General features: G+C 36.5%; 16 protein-coding genes. 1 reads left to right on the forward strand and 15 read right to left on the reverse strand.

Annotation, left to right across the window (positions count from 1 at the left end):
- Positions 1–2: 2 nt before the first annotated feature.
- The 15 genes from rppH to ACFQ02_RS04100 all read right to left on the reverse strand — a co-directional run bounded on the left by rppH (position 3) and on the right by ACFQ02_RS04100 (position 17,551).
- Positions 3–590: an RNA pyrophosphohydrolase gene (rppH, locus tag ACFQ02_RS04030; RefSeq protein WP_380819642.1), complete on the reverse strand. Its 588-nt coding sequence runs from the start codon at positions 588–590 to the stop codon at positions 3–5.
- 137 nt (positions 591–727) lie between these two features.
- A complete protein-coding gene (purL, locus tag ACFQ02_RS04035) occupies positions 728–4,621 on the reverse strand; it encodes a phosphoribosylformylglycinamidine synthase (RefSeq protein WP_380819644.1) in 3,894 nt (1,297 codons plus the stop codon).
- A gap of 321 nt (positions 4,622–4,942) precedes the next feature.
- Positions 4,943–5,242 (reverse strand): DNA-binding transcriptional regulator Fis, encoded by a 300-nt coding sequence (gene fis / locus ACFQ02_RS04040; RefSeq protein ID WP_380819646.1) that lies wholly within the window; start codon positions 5,240–5,242, stop codon positions 4,943–4,945.
- On the reverse strand, positions 5,223–6,218 hold the full coding sequence (gene dusB, locus ACFQ02_RS04045) for a tRNA dihydrouridine synthase DusB (RefSeq protein WP_380819648.1): 996 nt from the start codon (positions 6,216–6,218) through the stop codon (positions 5,223–5,225). The genes fis and dusB overlap by 20 nt, the downstream gene beginning before the upstream one ends.
- A 221-nt stretch (positions 6,219–6,439) precedes the next feature.
- Entirely contained in the window at positions 6,440–7,324 is an 885-nt protein-coding gene (gene prmA / locus ACFQ02_RS04050) for a 50S ribosomal protein L11 methyltransferase (protein ID WP_380819651.1), read from the reverse strand.
- Between the two features lie 15 nt (positions 7,325–7,339).
- Positions 7,340–8,773 (reverse strand): sodium/pantothenate symporter, encoded by a 1,434-nt coding sequence (panF, locus tag ACFQ02_RS04055; protein WP_380819654.1) that lies wholly within the window; start codon positions 8,771–8,773, stop codon positions 7,340–7,342.
- Complete coding sequence (locus ACFQ02_RS04060) at positions 8,773–9,021, reverse strand: YhdT family protein (protein WP_380819657.1); 249 nt, start codon at positions 9,019–9,021, stop codon at positions 8,773–8,775. Before ACFQ02_RS04060 ends, panF begins: the two co-directional genes overlap by 1 nt.
- A 70-nt stretch (positions 9,022–9,091) precedes the next feature.
- Positions 9,092–10,438, reverse strand: a complete 1,347-nt coding sequence (gene accC / locus ACFQ02_RS04065; protein ID WP_380819660.1) for an acetyl-CoA carboxylase biotin carboxylase subunit — start codon at positions 10,436–10,438, stop codon at positions 9,092–9,094.
- A gap of 50 nt (positions 10,439–10,488) precedes the next feature.
- Positions 10,489–10,953, reverse strand: coding sequence for an acetyl-CoA carboxylase biotin carboxyl carrier protein (accB, locus tag ACFQ02_RS04070; RefSeq protein WP_380819662.1), 465 nt, complete (start codon positions 10,951–10,953; stop codon positions 10,489–10,491).
- A 159-nt stretch (positions 10,954–11,112) separates the two neighbouring features.
- The gene (gene aroQ / locus ACFQ02_RS04075; RefSeq protein ID WP_380819665.1) at positions 11,113–11,559 is read right to left on the reverse strand and encodes a type II 3-dehydroquinate dehydratase; all 447 of its coding nucleotides are present in this window, start codon (positions 11,557–11,559) and stop codon (positions 11,113–11,115) included.
- A gap of 178 nt (positions 11,560–11,737) precedes the next feature.
- Positions 11,738–12,733 carry an o-succinylbenzoate synthase gene (gene menC, locus ACFQ02_RS04080; protein ID WP_380819668.1) on the reverse strand — a complete coding sequence of 332 codons (996 nt, stop codon included), beginning with the start codon at positions 12,731–12,733 and terminating at the stop codon, positions 11,738–11,740.
- Positions 12,733–12,873 carry a hypothetical protein gene (locus ACFQ02_RS04085; protein WP_158216623.1) on the reverse strand — a complete coding sequence of 47 codons (141 nt, stop codon included), beginning with the start codon at positions 12,871–12,873 and terminating at the stop codon, positions 12,733–12,735. The genes menC and ACFQ02_RS04085 overlap by 1 nt, the downstream gene beginning before the upstream one ends.
- A 73-nt stretch (positions 12,874–12,946) precedes the next feature.
- Positions 12,947–13,804 carry a 1,4-dihydroxy-2-naphthoyl-CoA synthase gene (menB, locus tag ACFQ02_RS04090; RefSeq protein WP_380819671.1) on the reverse strand — a complete coding sequence of 286 codons (858 nt, stop codon included), beginning with the start codon at positions 13,802–13,804 and terminating at the stop codon, positions 12,947–12,949.
- Positions 13,805–13,916: 112 nt separating this feature from the next.
- A complete protein-coding gene (gene brnQ / locus ACFQ02_RS04095) occupies positions 13,917–15,230 on the reverse strand; it encodes a branched-chain amino acid transport system II carrier protein (RefSeq protein WP_380819673.1) in 1,314 nt (437 codons plus the stop codon).
- Positions 15,231–15,244: 14 nt separating this feature from the next.
- Positions 15,245–17,551 (reverse strand): Tex family protein, encoded by a 2,307-nt coding sequence (locus tag ACFQ02_RS04100; protein WP_380819674.1) that lies wholly within the window; start codon positions 17,549–17,551, stop codon positions 15,245–15,247.
- 147 nt (positions 17,552–17,698) lie between these two features.
- Here ACFQ02_RS04100 and greB point away from each other — a divergent pair, with 147 nt between their 5' ends.
- Positions 17,699–18,175 (forward strand): transcription elongation factor GreB, encoded by a 477-nt coding sequence (greB, locus tag ACFQ02_RS04105; RefSeq protein WP_380819677.1) that lies wholly within the window; start codon positions 17,699–17,701, stop codon positions 18,173–18,175.
- The last annotated feature ends 156 nt before the right edge of the window (positions 18,176–18,331 follow it).

An 18,331-nucleotide genomic window follows, 5' to 3' on the forward strand; every position in this document is an offset into this window, starting at 1 on the left:
ATTTATTTCCTTAGTTTATTTGTATTAAATAATCGTTTTTGATACTTTCCTGATCCTCCCTTTTTGCTTTGCTGATAAGATTTATTATCATAATGCGTTGCTATAACACTTTCTTTATGAACAAACAATACAGAAGCAAATTCTTTCATCGCCTTACGGTACACCTCTTTTTTAAAAGAAACCACTTGACGAACAGGATACCAAAAACTAACCCAACGCCAGCCATCAAACTCAGGAGATTTATTGTGCTGTACGCTAATATTTTTCTCATCTGAGATAAGCTGTAATAAAAACCATTTTTGTTTCTGACCAATACAAATTGGCTTACTATCATAGCGCAATAGTCTTTTAGGTAATTTGTAACGCAACCATTGTTTTGACGTATAACGGAGTTTGACATCTTTTGGCGTTAATCCTACTTCTTCAAATAACTCACGATACATTGCCTGCTCTGCAGTTTCATTATCGTTAATCCCGCCTTGTGGAAATTGCCATGAATTTTGTCCGTGCCTTTTTGCCCAAAGCACTTGTCCCTGTCGGTTATAAATAACAATTCCTACGTTTGGGCGGTAGCCATCGAAATCGATCACTATCCTTCACCTTGAATTTTTTAAGTAAAATGAATAACCTTGAATTGTTTCATAATCCGACCTGTTTAACAACCCACAATTTCTGATTTTATGCTATAAAAATAAATAGCGTTAACTATTAACACTATTTTTATTAACTATTTAAAAAAAACACGTGCGTTGCGGAATAAACGTAACCAAGCACCATCTTCTTGCCATTGTTCAGGATACCAAGAGTTATTCACTGCACGAAAAACTCGTTCAGGGTGTGGCATCATAATTGCCACTCTACCATTTTGATTACAAAGTGCGGTGATTCCTTCTACAGAACCATTTGGATTAGCTGGGTAAATTTCGGTTGGTTGTAAATTATAATCCACATACTGAGCTACAACTAAATTCTGTGCATGTAAAGCTTGTAATTGTGAATTATGTTTAAATTCGATCCGCCCTTCTCCATGAGATACTGCAATTGGCATATGTGATCCAGCCATACCATCAAACCATGGTGAATTAGTTTGATTAATTCTAACCATAGCAACTCGAGCTTCAAAACGTTCTGATTTATTACGAACAAAACGTCCCCAATTATCTGCACCTGGAATAATTTCGGCTAAATTGGCAATCATTTGACAACCATTACAAATTCCTAAAGCAAGGGTATCTTCTCGTTGAAAAAATTCGGTAAATTGTTCACGAAGTGCGGTATTAAATAAAATAGATTTTGCCCAACCACCACCAGCACCAAGAACATCTCCATAAGAAAAACCACCACAAGCAACTAATGCATTGAAATCATTAAGATTATAATTTTTATTGAGTAAGTCACTCATATGCACATCAATAGCATTAAAACCTGCTCGATCAAAAGCCGCAGCCATTTCATAATGACTATTTACTCCTTGTTCTCGTAGAATTGCGATCTTTGGACGTACGCCTGTGGCAATGTAAGGTGCTGCAATATCTTTATTCACATCATAGCTTAACTGTACAGAAAGTCCTTTATTTTGTGGATCTTTCTTCATCGCAAATTCTTGATCTGCACAATCAGAATTATCACGTAATCGTTGCATTCTATGAGTAAGTTCTGCCCAAATTCCACGTAATTCAGATCTTCTTTCACTTAGCAGTACTTTAGTGCTACGTGTAATTTCAATATGATCATCATTGGTAACGGTACCAAGTTCTTTAGTTATATGAATTAAATTATGTTTAGCTAAAATATCTCGTACTGTATGTAAGTCACCTTCAGCCACTTGAATTACAGCACCCAATTCTTCGCTAAATAAAACACCAAGATCATTATCACCTAACGCACTAATTTCTACAGAAAGCCCACAATTACCAGCAAATGCCATTTCTACAAGGCTAACAATTAAACCACCATCTGAGCGGTCATGGTAAGCAAGTAATTTTTCTTTCTGTACTAATTCTTGCATTGCATTAAAAAAGCCTTTTAGAGTTGACACATTAACTACATCTGCAGGAGTATCACCTAACTGCTTATAAACTTGAGCAAGTGCAGTCGCTCCTAATCGATTTTTACTTTCTCCAAGATCAATCAAAAGTAAACGACTAGCTCCTTTATCTGTCCGTAACTGTGGTGTAACTGTTTTGCGGACATCTTCGACTCGAGCAAAAGCACTAATAATTACTGACATAGGTGCGGTCACTGATTTTTGCTCGCCATTTTCTATCCATGTAGTCTTCATTGACATTGAATCTTTACCTACAGGAATCGTTAAGCCTAACGCTGGGCAAAGCTCTTCACCTACAGCTTTTACCGCTTGATAAAGTCCCGCATCTTCACCACCATGCCCAGCAGCAGCCATCCAATTTGCAGATAATTTAACTCGTTTAATATCACCAATATTAGTAGCAGCAATATTAGTTAAGCTTTCCGCTATAGCTAAGCGTGCTGAAGCGGCAAAATCTAACAATGCAACAGGACTACGTTCCCCAATAGACATTGCTTCGCCATGATAACTATCTAAGCTCGCAGTAGTCACTGCACAATCTGCAACAGGAATCTGCCAAGGTCCTACCATTTGATCTCGAGCTACCATTCCTGTTACTGTTCGATCTCCGATAGTGATCAAAAATGTTTTTTCAGCCACTGCTGGTAAACGTAATACACGATGCAATGCATCTTTAATTAATATCTCGGACTGATCTAGAGGGCTATTATTTACTTGAGAAGATTTTACATTGCGAACCATCTTCGGTGTCTTACCTAATAACACATTCATTGGTAAATCAATCGGATTATTATCAAAATGCGTATCGTGCAAAGTTAAATGCAACTGCTCTGTAGCTTCACCAATGACAGCAAAAGGAGCCCGTTCACGTTCACAAATTGCAGTAAAGTGCGGTAACTTTTCTGTTGAAACCGCTAAAACATAGCGTTCTTGAGATTCATTACACCAAATTTCCAACGGTGACATTTCTCGTTCATCAGTCAAAATTTGACGTAATTCAAATTTACCACCACGTCCACCATCATGTACTAATTCTGGCATTGCATTAGATAATCCACCTGCACCAACATCATGAATAAACAAAATTGGATTTTCCGCTCCTAATTGCCAACAGCGGTCAATCACTTCTTGACAGCGACGTTCCATTTCTGGGTTGTCACGTTGAACAGATGCGAAATCTAAATCTTGTTTTGATTTGCCTGAAGTCATTGAAGAAGCAGCTCCACCGCCTAAACCAATATTCATTGCAGGTCCACCCAAAACTATTAATTTCGCCCCTACAGGTATCTCCTCTTTATTGACATGCTCTGCTCGAATATTACCAATCCCTCCAGCAAGCATAATGGGTTTGTGGTATCCTCGAACTTCTTCTCCATTAAAACTATTCACCTTTTCTTCATAAGTACGGAAATAGCCAAGCAAAGCTGGACGACCAAATTCATTATTAAATGCTGCACCACCAAGCGGTCCTTCAATCATAATATCTAACGCAGATGCAATACGGCTAGGCTTAGAGAGTGGATTCTCCCAAGCTTGAATAAAATTTGGGATACATAAATTAGAAACAGAAAAACCCATTAAGCCCGCTTTAGGCTTAGCTCCCCGACCTGTTGCACCTTCATCTCTAATTTCTCCACCTGAACCTGTTGCAGCTCCAGGGAATGGAGATATTGCCGTTGGATGATTATGAGTTTCTACTTTCATTAAAATATGAGTATCTTCTTGATGATACCGATACTGCCCATCTGAGTCTGGAAAAAATCGTCCCACTCTTGAACCTTCCATTACCGCGGCATTATCCTTATAAGCAGAAAGTACATAATCAGGAGTTTTATCAAAAGTATTTTTTATCATTCTAAACAAGGATTTTTCTTGTTTTTTACCATCAATAATCCAGTCCGCATTAAAAATCTTATGACGACAATGTTCTGAATTAGCTTGCGCAAACATATAAAGTTCTACATCTGTAGGATTACGATCAAGTGCGGTAAAGTTATTGATTAGATAATCGATTTCGTCTTCAGCTAATGCCAAACCTAAGCGACTATTTGCAATCTCTAATGCAACACGTCCGCCTGTTAATATATCAACAGTAGTAAAAGGTTTTGGATCACGTTGTTCAAATAAAATATTAGCTTCTTTCGGGTGATGGATAATGGTTTCCATCATAGGATCATAAATATGAGAAAGTAATTTTTGCTGTTCTTCTAACGTTAAGCTGCGATCAAATTTAAAATAATAACTAATACCACGCTCCAAACGGACTACTTTATCTAAATCACAATTATGTGCAATATCTGTCGCTTTTGATGACCAAGAGGAAATTGTGCCTATACGAGGAATGACAATGAAACATTTTCCATGAGGCTCTTGTGATTCCTGAGCTGGTCCATAATGCAAAAGTTCTTTTAATTTTTCTTTTTCTATATCAGCTAGTGGCTCTATTAAATTAGCAAAATGTAAAAATTCTGCATAACAAGATAGGACTGGCAAATTATCTTGTTCAAAACGAATTGCCAACTGGTTTAAACGAAAATCAGATAACGCAGGAGAACCACGAAAAATTTGTAACATAAAAAAATCCTATCTAAAATAAAAAAACAACTGTATTATAAATGAAATTTGACCAGAACGAAAACGTTTGCCTAAGATAAATAAACAAAATGGATAATAAAAAGCCGATATAACTAAATTCACTATATCGGCTTTATTTTTATGCTAATTTTGAATTTTTTATGTCAATCAAGGATAACTATTTTTTATTACAAAAAATTACAAAGAAAGCACAAATAAAAAATCGGATCTATTCCTAAATCCGATTTTTAACATAAAATGTAATAAAAGTTTGTCTTCAAATGACCGCACTTTTATTTAACAAAAGAATGCTCTCTTTAATCAACCCATTCCGTATTTTTTCAATTTTTTACGTAACGTGCCACGGTTAATACCTAGCATTGTCGCAGCACGAGTTTGATTACCACGTGTATATTGCATAACCATATCCAACATTGGATGTTCAACTTCCGCTAAAACCAATTCATAAAGATCATTCACATCTTGTCCATCTAAATGTGAAAGATAATTTCTCAATGCTTGTTTCACAGAATCACGAAGTGGCTTATTTGTTACTTGAGATTGTGAATTTAATACTGAAACTGTTAATGCTTCAGCAGGATTACGTTGTTGTTCTAACATTTTTTCTATCCAATCGAGTAAAATTTAAAAAATCTTCCAACACATCAAGTTGCTCTGCAGCACTAGATATACTATTGAAAGTCTGTCTAAAATCGGAATTAGGTTGAATTCCCTGTAAATACCACGCTACATGCTTACGAGCGATACGGTATCCTTTTTCTTCCCCATAAAACTGATGAATATCACGGATATGTCGTAATATCACGCTGCATTTTTCATCTAAATCGGGGGCTGAAACTATCGAATCTGACTCCAACAAAGCTTCCATTGATTTAAAAATCCATGGATTCCCTAATGCAGCCCTCCCGATCATTATTGCATCTACTCCAGTATAATCTAACACATCACGTGCTTTCTGCGGTGACGTTATATCACCATTAGCAATGACTGGAATAGAAATTTGTTGTTTTACCGCTTTGATATGCTCATATTCAGCATTACCATCAAACAAACACTGTCGAGTTCGACCATGAATAGTTAATGCTTGAATACCAGCATCTTCAGCGATTTTTGCTATTTCAACACAATTTCGGTTCTTTTGATCCCAACCTGTTCTAATTTTCAAAGTAACAGGAACTGTTACCGCACTCACTACAGCAGTTAAAATGCGTTGCACTAAATCAGGATATTGTAAAAGTGCTGAGCCAGACATTTTACGATTTACTTTTTTAGCTGGACAGCCCATATTAATATCAATAAGCTGTGCACCATACGCAACATTAATCCGTGCAGCTTGAGCCATTTCATCGGGATCAGAACCCGCTATTTGCACTGCATTAATTCCTACATCTTGATGATAGGATAAACGCAATTTTGATTTTTCAGTGTGCCAAACTTGCGGATTAGTAGACATCATTTCAGAAAATGTCAATCCCGCACCATAATCAGAACAAATACGCCTAAAAGGTAAATCTGTAACACCTGCCATAGGTGCCAAAAAAAGACGGTTTTTTAACTTATGATAACCAATCTGCATTTTTTCCCTATAACAAACAATCTGATTAAGATTAAGCACTAACTCCAACTTGCAAGGGGTGCTATCATACGCATTTTTATTGCATTTGAAAAGAATATTTTTTATACAAAATAACTTTTTTTTGCAAAATTTAATCTATATTTAAACCTGATCAAATTTTTTGTACAAATTTGGAACTAAAACTTGACAAAGTTAATTTAAGATAAGTAATTTTATCGCTATTAGAGTTTTAATTTCCCAGTAATTCGGCACCATTCTTCCCGTTCAGTAACGGGATCAAGAAAAAAAGTTTGAGAATAAGTATCACAAACTGACAAAGCTTGACTTTCTAAGATCCCTGATAACCCAAGTAAACCTTGTGGTTTTACTAAACTATCAATTACTGGATATAACTCTTTTAATGGACCAGCTAGAATATTCGCTATTACGATGTCCGCTTTAAGCTCTGGCGGTGTATCTGCAGATAAAAATAGTCGTAAACGTTCGCTTACACCATTTTGTTCCGCATTATTCCGACTTGCTGTGATTGCTTGAGGATCGATGTCAATTCCTACCGCACTTTTTGCACCAAGTTTTAAAGCTGCAATAGCTAAAATTCCAGAACCACAACCAAAATCAATCACTGTTTTTCCTGCTAAATCTAGACTATCAAGCCATTCAAGACAAAGTGCTGTCGTAGGGTGTGTGCCTGTTCCAAAGGCTAATCCAGGATCAAGCAGCACATTCACTGCATTCTTATCAGGGATTTCACGCCAACTTGGACAAATCCACAAACGTTTACCAAATTGCATTGGATGAAAATTATCCATCCATTCTCTTTCCCAGTCCTTATCTTCAATCTGTTCAATTTTATAAGCACTGTCAACGGAAAAATGCCCTTCATTTTTTAGCAAGTTAACAATTTGTTTCATGTCTGTTTTTGCATCAAATAAAGCGATAATATCAGTGTTACCCCATAAACGAGTTTCTCCAGGCAGGGGCTCAAAAATTGGTGTATCTTGGCTATCTACAAAAGTAACAGATACTGCTCCAATTTCTTGTAAATAATCACTAATTTTTTCTGCTTTTTTATCTGTGCTGTTTAGCCGAATTTGTATCCAAGCCATAATTTTTCCTTAATGTTATTTAAAGTGCGGTGAATTTTCACCAAATTTATTACCAATCAAAAAAGCAATTAAACTAATAACTAGCGAAGGAACAATTTGATGGAACTCAAAAATCTTAATACCTGTTACAGTAAAAAATACATATACACCCACTCCAACAATCATTGACGTAATCGCACCATGAGCATTTGCTTTTTCCCAAAACAAGCCTAATACTAAAACCCATAAAAAAGCGGATTCCAAACCTCCAAGTGCGAGCAAATTCAACCAAATTAGCATATCAGGCGGATTATAAGCCATCACTACTACTAGAACAGTTAAAATTAAAGTCATTGCTGTGGAAAAAAGCTTCAATTTTCGCTGATCTTTTATAGCATTTGGATTAATCGATAAATACAAATCTTTGATAAAAATTGAAGACGATTGTAATAAATGTGAATCTAAAGTAGACATAATTGCAGCCATTGGAGTGGCAAGAAAAATACCCGCAACTACAGGATGCAATACATGCAACATCAAAGTTGGAATAACTTTATCAGGTACCGTCAAGTCAGGCAACACTGCTCTCCCTAATGCACCAGCGAGGTGGATTGTCATCATCACTAATGCGACGACTAGAGTACCGATAACAATACCACGATGTAAAGCTTTGCTATCTTTAAAAGCAAAACCGCGGATCGCAGTTTGTGGTAATCCAATAATACCGAAACAAACTAACACCCAAAATGAAGTCATAAAAGTAAAACCGAGTTTATCATTTGGCCCCTGTGGCGTCACTAAATCAGGATCAATTTCTATTAGTTTTGTGACCGCACTTTCTACCCCCCCAGCAGCGTAGATCACTCCTCCTAATAGCAATAATGTACCCAAAATCATTACCGAACCTTGAATAGTATCAGTCAATACAACAGCTCGAAATCCACCGATAAAAGTATAAACACCAACAGTTAATGCAAAGATCAATAATGCTTGTGTATAATTTATACCAATCGTACCTTCTAATAATCTCGCTCCGCCAATAAATTGCACTACCATACCTGCAAATAATGCTGTCAACAGGGACAAACTTGCTACTAATACTAATGTTTTACTTTTATAACGTTGTAACAGCAAATCGCTAATAGTAATTAAATTATGCTCACGAGAAGCTATTGCTAGTTTCTTACCCAATACTCCTAATACAAGTAACAATACTGGCACTTGAATCATGGCAAGTAATACCCAACCAAGTCCATATTTATAAGCTCCACTAGGACCACCGATAATGGAACTCGCCCCAATATAAGTAGCCGCCATTGTCATAGCCAACACAAAACCCTTCATAGTGCGGTTGCCAATGTAGTATTCTGTTAAAAAATCACCCTGTTGACGTTTTGAATAAGCATAAAGTGCGGAGGCAAATACTAAAATTAAATAAATTACAAGAGGAATAATAATACTCAAGTTCATTAGTGCTTCTCCTTATCAAGAGAAATATTCTTATAAATCTTCTTCACTACTAAATAAGTAATAATTACAAAGGCGATTGGTAAATAGATACAAGATAACTCAAACCATAGAGGAAAACCTAACGCACCCATAGTACTGCTTTGCGGTAAATACGCACAAACACACCAACCTATTGCATAAAAAACTGTTAACCAAATTGCCCAACGAGCTTCAATGGCAGTTTGCTTGTAACGCTCATTTACTTTCATTTATTTCCTATCCTAAATAAAAAAACAAAATAAAAGGGTGTATCACAATACAACCCTCTTTAAAAAATAATTAATCGTGCATACCTAGCTTTTTCTCTAAATAATGAATATTTGTGCCTCCATCTTGGAAATTCTCATCTGATAAAATCAAATCATGCAACGGAATGTTCGTTTTTATACCGCTAATAATAGTTTCTGCTAATGCATTTTGCATACGACGAATTGCAACTTCTCGGGTATCGCCATAAGTGATTAACTTAGCGATCATTGAATCGTAATGCGGAGGTACCGTATAGCCCCCATAAATATGAGAATCCCAACGTACTCCTAGTCCACCTGGTGAATGTAAATGATTAACTTTACCTGGCGATGGTAAGAAGGTTTTTGGATCTTCTGCATTGATACGACATTCTATCGCATGACCTCTGACCTTAATATCCTTTTGAGTGCAAGAAAGAGGAAATCCCGCAGCAATTCGTAATTGTTCTTTCACCAAATCAACTCCTGTGATCATCTCAGTAACTGGATGTTCTACCTGAATACGAGTATTCATTTCAATGAAATAAAATTCCCCATTTTCATACAGGAATTCAAATGTTCCTGCTCCACGATAGCCAATTTCTACACATGCTTTTGCACAGCGAGAACCAATGTCATTGCGAACTTTCTCGCTAATTCCTAGTGCTGGAGCTTCTTCTACGACTTTTTGATGGCGTCGTTGCATTGAACAATCTCGCTCAGCAAGATATATCGCATTACCGTGCGTATCTGCAAGCACTTGAATTTCAATATGACGAGGATTTTCCAAATATTTTTCCATATATACCATGTCATTATTAAAAGCAGCTTTAGCTTCAGCTTTAGTCATAGCAATAGATTCAGCGAGGGATTCTTCATCACGAACAACTCTCATACCACGACCACCACCACCTCCTGATGCTTTAATAATAACAGGATAACCTATACGTCTAGCGATTTCTTTATTTTTAGCAATATCTGTTCCGATAGGTCCACCAGATCCTGGTACACAAGGCACGCCTGCTTTTTTCATTGCATCAATCGCTGAAACTTTATCACCCATCAAGCGAATAACTTCCGCAGTTGGACCAATAAAAGTAAAACCTGAACGCTCAACTTGCTCTGCAAAGTCTGCATTTTCTGATAAAAATCCATATCCAGGATGAATAGCATCTGCACCTGTCACTTCTGCAGCAGCAATAATAGCGGGAATATTTAAATAACTTTTAGCAGAAGGTGCTGGACCAATACACACTGTCTGATCTGCTAGTAAGACATGTTTTAATTCACGATCCGCTGTCGAATGAACTGCTACCGTTTTTATGCCTAGCTCCTTACAAGCTCGCAAAATCCGTAATGCAATCTCACCACGGTTAGCAATAACAACTTTTTCTAACATAAGAATGCTCTCTTTAAATAATTGTGAAATGTTCTCACATTGAAAAAAGATTATTCAATAATAATCAATACTTCATCAAATTCTACTGGCTCAGCATTATCAACTAAAATAGCTTTTACTACGCCAGCTTTATCAGACTCAATACGATTCATCATTTTCATTGCTTCTACAATACAAAGAGCATCACCAACTTTTACTGTTTGCCCAACTTCAACAAAAGGTTTTTCATCTGGACTTGGGCTACGATAAAATGTTCCTACCATTGGCGAGCGAACTTTATGCCCACTAATTTCTGCATTCACTATAGGGGTTTCTACTGGAGTTACTGAGGCTGGGGCTGAAGCTGGAACTGCCTGAGCAACTGGAGCAGCTGTTGGTAAACTGTATTGTACAGTTTGAGCAACTGGTGTACCACGATTAATTCGTACAGATTCTTCACCTTCCGAAATTTCAAGCTCCATAATGCCTGACTCTTCAACAAGTTCAATAAGTTTTTTAATTTTACGAATGTCCATAACATTTTCCTAAAGATTAAATTCTAACCACAACTTACCAAAAGTTGCTAAAGTGCGGTAAGTTTGATTCATGTTTTATGTAATCCCGAGAGATTACCTGAAAATATTTCATTTGGCGATAATTTTCTTAAAATTTCGATAAATTAGCGGTTATCTTCTCTATTCTTCTAAATAATTCAATGCAAATTGAAAAGCAAATTCATAACCTTTTGCTCCTAGACCACAAATCACGCCTTCTGCAATATCACTAAAATAGGAGTGATGCCGAAAAGATTCGCGCTTATGGATATTAGATAAGTGAATTTCTACGAAAGGAATAGAGACCGCTAACATTGCATCACGTAAAGCTACGCTAGTATGTGTATAAGCTGCAGGATTAAGTAAAATAAAATCAATCTGCTGAAAACTTTGGTGAATTTTATCAATCAACTTATCTTCGCTATTCGCTTGAAAACAAGTAAGTTTCACATTGTAATGTGTAGCTAACTCTTGCATACGTTGTTCAATATCATTTAAGGATATATGTCCATAATGTTTAGGCTCACGTTTGCCTAACATATTTAAATTTGGACCATTCAACAATAAAATCCGTCTAGATGACAACATAACTTCCTCTTTTAAAATTCGCTTTATTATAACTTTTTTCCTCTACCGCATTGAAAATTACGAAGCTAAGATAATATTTCAACTAATAACACATAAAATATTAGAAAATACTTTATTAAAGTGCGGTCAATTTTTCACAAATTTACTATAGTCTATATTTTTACCTATCGTCTCGAAATTAAAAACTAATTTTGTGAACAAATTCAGAATCTAACCCAAGTAATGGTAATTGAGAACCTTTCCAAGCTCGAAGTAGTTGATAATCCATTAAATTTAACGTATCTAATCCAGGTATCACATTTGGCGTATATTGCTGTGCAATCCGAGCCAGCTGAGTTAAACCTAAGCTACTTTCAATTGAGGAACTAATTACTACTTTTATTCCGTGACGATGAGCTTCTTCAATTAACTGAACACAATATTCAAGCGATCCCATCAAAGTAGGTTTGATGATAATTGCAGCTAAGTGCGGTTCTTTTTGGACAAAAAAATCGAGTTCACGCACAGATTCGTCCCAAGCAATAGCAATATTGTGATGTTCAGCAAAAATTCGACTTTGCTCACGAGTTTTGCAAGGTTCTTCTAAAAATTGAATGCGAGAACGATGTTCAGGCTTTACATATTTGGCAAACAACTGTGCTTTCGACAACGTCCAACTACGATTGGCATCCAAACGTAAATAAAGATCGGGAATTGCTTCTAACAACATATCAGCAATCATACCATCACGATTTGCTTCATACATGCCAACCTTAATTTTAGCTACCTTCTCCCCTGGAATTTGATTTAATACATCATAAAGCTCATCAGGATCGCCGTAACATAACGGGGCGACTTGATAGTTTCCTTCTTGCACCAATTCTCCTTCCATTTCAGCCAAAGCACAACTTAAGCCAAAAGCAACAGACGGATATAGCCCTTGCAATGAAAATTTTTGATTTGCAGATCTTGCCTGCTCCCACTTTTTTAACCATTGAACAGTTTGCTCTTTCGCCTGTTCTAGAGTTTCTTGGCTAAATTCAGGCAACGGGGCAATTTCCCCCCAACCTTCATGCTCACCACATTTTATTTGCACAAACAACCCTTCACGTTTCTTCAAAAAGCGATTGCGCAAAATAAGCTGGCTATCCACAGGAATAGCATATTGGTATAAATGAAAAATTCGATTTGTCATTACTGTTCACATTGTTGTGTATTGTCATTATAACGACCACCATAATCTAAACAGTGATCTTTTGCATCAAAAATAACGAAAGTGGCAAAAATACCTAGCACCACTAAAATCAATAAAAGAAACAAGCATTTTTTCAACATTATTTTCTCCTCAAACAAGACAAAAGTGCGGTCAAATTTTCCACTATTCTTACCACACTTTTACTGATTAAATTTATGGATTTCGCTTAAATTTACTGAAGTCAGGTACACGTTTTTCATTAAACGCATTGCGTCCTTCCTGCCCTTCTTCCGTCATATAAAATAACATAGTTGCATTACCTGCCAGCTCCTGTAAACCTGCTTGACCATCACAGTCCGCATTCAAAGCTGCTTTCAAACAACGCAAGGCAATCGGGCTGTTGCGTAACATTTCACGACACCAACGCACCGTTTCTTTTTCTAAATCAGCGTAAGGTACAACTGTATTGACCAATCCCATTTCCAATGCTTCTTGGGCATTATATTGACGACATAAAAACCAAATTTCACGTGCTTTTTTCTGACCAACTACACGAGCCATGTAAGATGCTCCCCAACCGCCATCAAATGATCCAACTTTTGGTCCTGTTTGACCGAAAATTGCATTATCCGCAGCAACAGTCAAATCACAGAGCATATGCAACACGTGTCCCCCTCCAATTGCATATCCCGCAACCATTGCAACTACTGGCTTAGGACAGCTTCGAATATCCCTTTGAAAATCAAGTACATTTAAATGATGAACTCCTTGCTCATCTTTATAACCACCGTAATCACCACGAACTCGCTGATCCCCTCCTGAACAAAAAGCTTTCTCGCCTTGACCTGTGAGAATAATTACTCCAATTTTTTCATCAAAACGGGCATCAGAAAAAGCGTGGATCATTTCTTTTACTGTCTGTGGACGAAACGCATTTCGAACTTGCGGACGATTAATTGTAATTTTCGCAATTCCATCATTAGATTTATGATATAAAATATCTGTATAACTTTCACTAAAATCAGACCACTCGATTGGGGCGTAAAGTGCCTCATCTTTTGCATTTTGCATATTCTATTCCTTTATTAACAATAAACTGCTTCATTATATATCAATCTATTACTCACTAAAACTACACAAGTAATAAAAAATAAGGGCTTAAAAAAGCCCTTAAATAAAATTATTAGCGAACAATATTTTTCTTCTTGCCTCTAATGCTTTGCAATAAATAACCAATAATTAATCCTATTGCTGCAAATGGCAACCATTCCATCGAATATGATTTCAATGGTAACTGTTCAACAAATTCCATATGCTCTACGCCAAATACAGATAGTATAGAAATGATAGTCACTAATCCTAATGACAAGCGATGAGCAAGTAATGGCAATGGAATAAATAAATTAAGCAATAATAAGAAAATAACTGTCATTGAAATTGGATATAAAATTAATAACACAGGCAATGACATACTGATCACTTGTTTTAAACCTAAATTAGCAAAAACAAAGCTGATAATACAAAATAAAATCACATATGTGCGATAAGAAATTTTTGGATAAACTTCATTGAAATATTCACTAACTGCAACGGCTAATCCAATCGCTGTAGTTAAACACGCTAAAGTAACAATTAACACAAGTAAGCCACGACCGAGTTCACCGAAAGTTAAAAGTGCTGTGTTATTTAAAATGTACGTTCCTAAATCTTGACTATTTTGTTTGATTGTCTCCAATGTAGCACTTTCAATGTGTAAATTATTTCCAATCCAGCCAAGGGCAACATAGATCAAACCTAAAGCAACCGCTGCAATTATAGCTGACAAAATGGTCTGCTTTTTAATCACTGAGCTATCGCTAGTTTTAGATTTTACTGCATTAATTACAATTACAGAGAAAGACAAAGATGCCAATGCATCCATAGTAAAATAGCCTTCAATGATACCATTAAAGAATGCTGAATCTTGAGCTTGATGTGGTTTTATTTCCGCATTACCATTCAATATAAAATAAGCTCGTACAACAAGTGCAATAATAGTAATCAATAGTGCTGGAGTCAAAATAGATCCTACTCGATCAACCATTTTTGATGGATTTAAACTTAACCACAATGAAATGCCAAAGAAAACAAGACTAAAAATTAATTTAGACCAAAATTCAGGCTGTCCAATAAATGGTACAACCGCCATTTCATAAGCTGTAGCTCCCGTGCGAGGTCCAGCAAAAAATGGTCCAATAGATAAATAAATAGCTGCTAAGAAAATTAGCGAAAACCAAGGGTGAATTTGTTTCAGTGCATCTTTATAGCCACCTTTATAAAAAGAACTCACTACAATACCTAACAATGGCAATCCCACACCTGTAGCTACAAATCCTAAAATCGACACCCAAAAATCTGCTCCACTTTCAAACCCTAATTTAGGTGGAAAGATTAAATTTCCTGCGCCAAAAAAGATGGCAAATAGCATAAAGCCAACAACAAAAGTATTTTTAACCATATGATTCCTCTATCTCACTTCTTCCAATTTTTTAATGCATCTGCAAACGCATTTCCCATCACACCTGTCTGTGCTGGACTACATTGTTTTTTCACCGTTTGACCACCAGTTTTTGATGATAAAGTGCGGTGATTTTTTTCTGCATTTCCCAACTGCTCTTCTAAACGCATGGTCAATGCAATTCGCTTACGAGCCACATCAACATCAATCACCTTTACTTTGACGATGTCACCCGTTTTCACGATTTGATGGGGATCCTCAACGAAATTATCTGATAACGCCGAAATATGGACTAAACCATAATGGTGTACACCAATATCGACGAATGCCCCAAAATTAGTAACATTAGCAACTGTTCCTTCTAAAATCATACCTGATTTAAGATCACTAATATCTTCTATACCATCCATAAACACCGCAGTTTTAAATTCACCACGAGGATCTCGACCTGGTTTTTCTAATTCTCTAAAAATATCTTGCACAGTTGGTAAACCAAATTGCTCATCAATAAATTGTGACGCATTTAATTCGCGAATAGCTCGAACATCGCCCATTAAAGTCTGAATAGACTTCTCTGTTGCCTGTAATATTTTCTCTACTACAGGATAAGCTTCAGGATGAACACCTGATGAATCCAACGGATTTGTACCATTTGCAATACGCATAAAACCTGCACATTGCTCAAAAGCTTTTATCCCTAAACGAGGAACTTTTTTAAGTTCCGAACGCGCTTTAAACCGCCCATTCTCATCACGGTAAGTCACAATATTCTGAGCAATTGTTTTACTCATTCCAGCAACTCGAGATAACAGTGCAGATGAAGCTGTATTTAAATCAACACCCACTGCATTTACACAATCCTCCACTACAGCATCGAGTTTACGAGCAAGTTGACTTTGATTAACATCATGTTGATATTGCCCCACTCCAATAGCTTTAGGATCAATTTTAACTAACTCCGCTAAGGGATCTTGTAAACGTCGGGCAATAGATACTGCTCCACGTAAAGATACATCAAGATGAGGAAACTCCAATGCTGCCTGTTCAGAAGCTGAATACACAGATGCTCCTGCCTCACTCACTACTACTGTTTGTGGTTTATTATTAGGCATTTTTTTAATCACTTCTTTGACAAAACGCTCAGTTTCACGAGAAGCTGTACCATTGCCAATAGCAATTAACTCCACATTATGCTTATCAATCAATTGACAGAGAGTAACCATCGCTTTCTCTACTTGACCAGTATGTGGATAAACTGTATCAGTTGACAATAACTTCCCTGTATTATCTACGACAGCAACTTTGACGCCTGTACGTAACCCAGGATCAAGCCCTATCGTTGTTTTCGCACCAGCTGGTGCCGTCATTAAAAGTGCGGTCAAATTACGAGCAAATACATTAATAGACTCTTCTTCTGCTTTTTCACGTAAAGCAGACATTAACTCTGTTTCTAAGTGCAGAGCAACTTTAATCCGCCAAGTCCAACTAATAACTTGCTCACGCCATTTATCTGCTGGCTGACCTGAAAAATGCACATTCAAATATTGACGAATGATTTCTTCACAGTAACTTTGCCGTGTTCCTTCTTGCTCAGGATCAGCATCTAAACTCAATTGCAAAAAGCCTTCTTTACGCCCACGAAACATTGCCAAAGCACGGTGTGACGGTACATTTCGCCATAATTCTCGATGATCAAAATAATCAGCAAATTTTTCGCCTTCTTTTTCTTTACCTTCAATCACTTTCGCAACTATCATCGCATTTTGTTGCAAATAACGGCGAACTTGAGCTAAAAGCTGTGCATCTTCCGCAAATCGCTCCATTAAAATATAACGAGCTGCCTCTAGCACAGATTTAATATCAGTAAACCCTGCATCTTGATTGAGAAATTGCACCGCACTTTGTTCTGGATCTTTCGCTGGGTCTGCCCACAATAAGTCTGCTAACGGTTCAATACCCGCCTCAATAGCAATCTGTCCTTTTGTTCGGCGTTTAGGTTTATAAGGTAAATACAAATCTTCTAATTCAGTTTTACTTTGAGTTTGCTCAATTTTTTCACGTAACTCAGCCGTCAATTTACCTTGCTCTTCAATAGATTTCAGAATACTTTGACGACGATCATCAAGCTCACGCAAATAAATCAAACGAGTTTCAAAGTACCGCAATTGAGTATCATCTAACGCTCCTGTTGCTTCTTTACGATAGCGAGCTATAAATGGAATCGTATTGCCATCATCGAGCAACTGAATAGTCGCAAGAATTTGATTGGACTTAACATTAAGTTCCGTTGCAATAATACTAGCGATTTGTTGATTTAACATTTATCTAACTTTATGACTTAAAAATAAACCCATAGGATACGGTGTTTTATCATAATACTCAAATAATTATTGAATATTTCTTAAATTTCGTAAAAAATAACCGCACTATATTTAAATTTTTGAAAAAGTTATTAAATAAATTAGTCCATGTCTAAATCAAACTATATAACTAGGGCTGGCTGGAAAGCCCTCGATCAAGAACTAAAATATTTATGGAAAAAAGAGCGTCCACAAGTCACTCAAGCAGTCTCTGATGCCGCAGCCTTAGGAGATCGTAGCGAGAATGCAGAATACATTTACGGCAAAAAACGTTTACGTGAGATCGATCGTCGTATTCGTTTTTTATCCAAGCGACTAGATGTACTACAAATTGTAGATTTTCATCCAAAACAGGAAGGCAAAGTATTTTTTGGTGCTTGGGTTGAATTAGAAAATGAAGTTGGAGATATTAATCAATACCGTATTGTCGGGTGTGATGAATTTGATCCAAGTAAAAATTGGATTTCAATTGACAGCCCAGTTGCAAGATCTCTTATCGGTAAACAAGTTGATGATGAAATTCAAGTGATTACCCCATCGGGAAAGGTTCACTTATATATCAATAAAATTTGGTATGAAAAATAACATTTCTTTTAGCAAATTAGCTAATGATGCATTTAACAATTAATACCATCTAATACCATCGTATGACAAATGATGAGAACTTTTGATATAAGTTATTTTCAATTTTGATCCAGATCAGATTTATTACGTTTCTATACAAATTTTCTAGTTTTCCAC

It is taken from the genome of Seminibacterium arietis (genome assembly GCF_042675725.1).
In the GTDB taxonomy this organism is placed as follows: domain Bacteria; phylum Pseudomonadota; class Gammaproteobacteria; order Enterobacterales; family Pasteurellaceae; genus Seminibacterium; species Seminibacterium arietis.

Excerpts from the sequence above, each read along its gene's own strand:
- purL (WP_380819644.1), bottom strand. The coding sequence starts at position 4,621 with ATGTTACAAATTTTTCGTGGTTCTCCTGCGTTATCTGATTTTCGTTTA.
- fis (WP_380819646.1), bottom strand. The coding sequence starts at position 5,242 with ATGTTAGAACAACAACGTAATCCTGCTGAAGCATTAACAGTTTCAGTA.
- dusB (WP_380819648.1), bottom strand. The coding sequence starts at position 6,218 with ATGCAGATTGGTTATCATAAGTTAAAAAACCGTCTTTTTTTGGCACCT.
- prmA (WP_380819651.1), bottom strand. The coding sequence starts at position 7,324 with ATGGCTTGGATACAAATTCGGCTAAACAGCACAGATAAAAAAGCAGAA.
- panF (WP_380819654.1), bottom strand. The coding sequence starts at position 8,773 with ATGAACTTGAGTATTATTATTCCTCTTGTAATTTATTTAATTTTAGTA.
- ACFQ02_RS04060 (WP_380819657.1), bottom strand. The coding sequence starts at position 9,021 with ATGAAAGTAAATGAGCGTTACAAGCAAACTGCCATTGAAGCTCGTTGG.
- accC (WP_380819660.1), bottom strand. The coding sequence starts at position 10,438 with ATGTTAGAAAAAGTTGTTATTGCTAACCGTGGTGAGATTGCATTACGG.
- accB (WP_380819662.1), bottom strand. The coding sequence starts at position 10,953 with ATGGACATTCGTAAAATTAAAAAACTTATTGAACTTGTTGAAGAGTCA.
- aroQ (WP_380819665.1), bottom strand. The coding sequence starts at position 11,559 with ATGTTGTCATCTAGACGGATTTTATTGTTGAATGGTCCAAATTTAAAT.
- menC (WP_380819668.1), bottom strand. The coding sequence starts at position 12,733 with ATGACAAATCGAATTTTTCATTTATACCAATATGCTATTCCTGTGGAT.
- ACFQ02_RS04085 (WP_158216623.1), bottom strand. The coding sequence starts at position 12,873 with ATGTTGAAAAAATGCTTGTTTCTTTTATTGATTTTAGTGGTGCTAGGT.
- menB (WP_380819671.1), bottom strand. The coding sequence starts at position 13,804 with ATGCAAAATGCAAAAGATGAGGCACTTTACGCCCCAATCGAGTGGTCT.
- brnQ (WP_380819673.1), bottom strand. The coding sequence starts at position 15,230 with ATGGTTAAAAATACTTTTGTTGTTGGCTTTATGCTATTTGCCATCTTT.
- ACFQ02_RS04100 (WP_380819674.1), bottom strand. The coding sequence starts at position 17,551 with ATGTTAAATCAACAAATCGCTAGTATTATTGCAACGGAACTTAATGTT.
- greB (WP_380819677.1), top strand. The coding sequence starts at position 17,699 with ATGTCTAAATCAAACTATATAACTAGGGCTGGCTGGAAAGCCCTCGAT.